The following is a 2,655-nucleotide window of genomic DNA, read 5'->3' as shown; positions in this document are numbered from 1 at the left end:
ACAAACGGGCCAGCGCGACAAGTTCTGTGATAAATGCCTTCGGCATGAAAATACAGGAAATTTATTATGTAAATTTCAACTTTACAACGAAGAATAGGAATGACGAAACCATGTTTTCTGAAACTATTCCATCAAGACTCCTGCGTGCGTCATGAATGACAGTTCATGAGGTTCGAAGCACAGGTAGAGTCGGCAGAAGGAAGGCTGAAGCCAATCTTTAGAAAAGGTATGCCAACTGATATGCCGGATGGCTGAAAAACTAGATAAGGTGAGTATGTTCCCCTCTGAAGGAACTGACGAACTTCTGAATTAAAGGGTCTATAGTTTGAACATAGTGAAAGCTATGTCCCATCCAACGATGGGGTGAGTGGTGTAGAGTAAAATTTGGCCCTCTGAAATACATTATACTGAACAATGGCAGTATCTAGCTCACAGGCTTAAAAGAAGCACCTACGTCTAGTATGGAACGCTAAATTGTAAGGTACTTGGGAAACAAGAGACGTTGAAACGAGGACTGTCATCCGAAACGTTTGCTATAAGGTAACAACCTAAACGTATTTACTCTTGTGAAGGTAGGGGTACGACTAATGAAGCTTCTGTAATGGAAGTGGAGGAACAGCCCCAAGTCTACCGTATGAGAACGATTATTTTCTTCACGTGAATGACACCGATCGGGTAGGAATGTGGGAACATCACTCATTAGGAGGGGTGCCACAGTGTCAACTTTGAGATATTGGGACTACTACAATATGACGGGAATTTTCACGGATTTATACGAAAGAGCTAGTCAACAGGATACGTTCAGTCGTCTCTACGAGATTATCATCTCTAGAGAGAACATCCTTCTGGCTTATCGTACGATTAAATCCAATAAAGGGTCTAAGACCCCTGGTACTGATGGAAAAACCATCAAAGATATTAAACAGCTTTCGGAAAATGAATTGGTGAAATCGATTCAAACAAAACTGGAGAACTACCGACCTAAGAAAGTCAGAAGAAAATGGATTGAAAAGGATAACGGTCAATTTAGACCTCTTGGAATTCCATGTATGCTTGACCGCATCATTCAACAATGTTTTAAACAGGTTCTTGAGCCAATTGCTGAAGCTCATTTCTACAAACACAGCTATGGATTTAGACCGTTAAGGTCTACTCGTCATGCCATGGCGAGAGTCCAACATTTAGTCAATACTGCTCATTTGCATTACGTAGTGGATGTTGACATTAAAGGGTTCTTCGATAATGTAAATCATAAACTTCTTATCAAACAATTATGGAATCTAGGCATTCAGGATAGAAAAGTATTGGCTTGTATATCCAAAATGTTAAAAGCCGAGATTGATAAAGAAGGGGTTCCATCTAAAGGTGTTCCTCAAGGCGGAATTTTATCGACTTTACTATCGAACGTTGTGCTTAACGACCTTGACCAATGGGTTGCGAGTCAATGGGAGTTCTTTCCTCTTTCGAAAAACTATAAATCAAGAGAAGGAAAAGTGGGCGCCAAGAAACGCACAGCTCTTAAAGAAGGGTACCTCGTACGCTATGCCGATGATTTTAAAATTCTCTGTCGCGATGGAAAGACAGCTCAAAAATGGTACCATGCAGTTAAATTGTATCTCAAAGAACGTTTAAAACTAGACATTTCACCAGACAAGTCACAAATTGTGAACTTGCGGAAAAGGAAATCTGAATTCTTAGGTTTTACAATTAAAGCGAATAAGAAGAGAAACAAGAGAGTTGCCCATACGGGCATTAAACGGAAAAAGCGGGAGAAACTTAAAGAACAAGCTAAAGTTCATATCTTACGGATAAAAGCCTCCCCTACCACTCAAAATGTTTTACGCTTTAATAGTTTTGTTTTAGGTATTCACAATTATTTTAATGGAGCTACACATGTCAATCTAGAATTCTCACGTCTTGCCTACGATTTAAAAGCCTTTCTGTATAATCGCCTTCGTCCTGTAGGGAAATACGGACACCCGATCAATCCCAGTGTGACCTATAAAAAGTTCTATAGCACAAGATCTAAAACTTTTGAAATTGCGGGAGTCCACCTATTTCCGATTGCGGATGTACGGACTGTAAACACGATGAATTTCAGTCCATCTTTATCCCTCTTCACGGAGGAAGGCAGAATGAAAATTTACGATAAACTAAATCCAGATGTACGTTTGGGGATCAGTGTTTTAATGAAGTCATTTCTTCCCAACCGGACGGTTGAATATATGGATAATCGCATTAGCCGTTACAGTATGAAAATGGGGAAATGTGAACTCACGGGTTGGGATTTAACAGCCAATGAAGTTCACTGCCACCACTACGTACCAAAGCATTTAGGTGGGACGGACGAGTTTCGAAATCTTCGTATTCTTCATGAAGATATCCATCGGCTAGTCCATCGTAAAGATACAGAAACTATCACATCAGAAATACGGAAGTTTGGTTTTACTTCTTCAATGATTAAAAAACTAAACCAATACCGAATGGAATGTGGGCTTGAAACGGTAGTATAATCTCACGTCAACAGGTAACGAAGAACTTATAATCTAGTATCCATCGTTAGATGGAGCGCCGAATGCTGGGAAACTAGCACGTTCGGTGTGGAGCAGGGGAAAAGCTGGAGATAGCATCAAATGCTTACCTATTGCCAACTTT

General features: G+C 40.2%; 1 protein-coding gene. It reads left to right on the top strand.

Annotated elements, in window-relative coordinates; all coding sequences use genetic code 11:
- The first annotated feature begins 716 nt into the window (after window positions 1–716).
- On the top strand, window positions 717–2,513 hold the full coding sequence (gene ltrA / locus CSV72_RS16440) for a group II intron reverse transcriptase/maturase (RefSeq protein ID WP_199170129.1): 1,797 nt from the start codon (window positions 717–719) through the stop codon (window positions 2,511–2,513).
- Window positions 2,514–2,655 lie beyond the last annotated feature (142 nt).

Source organism: Sporosarcina sp. P20a (assembly GCF_002743175.1).
In the GTDB taxonomy this organism is placed as follows: Bacteria; Bacillota; Bacilli; order Bacillales_A; family Planococcaceae; genus Sporosarcina.
Note: the sequence above shows the minus strand (reverse complement) of the source record. Positions and strands in the feature narration are given on the sequence as shown.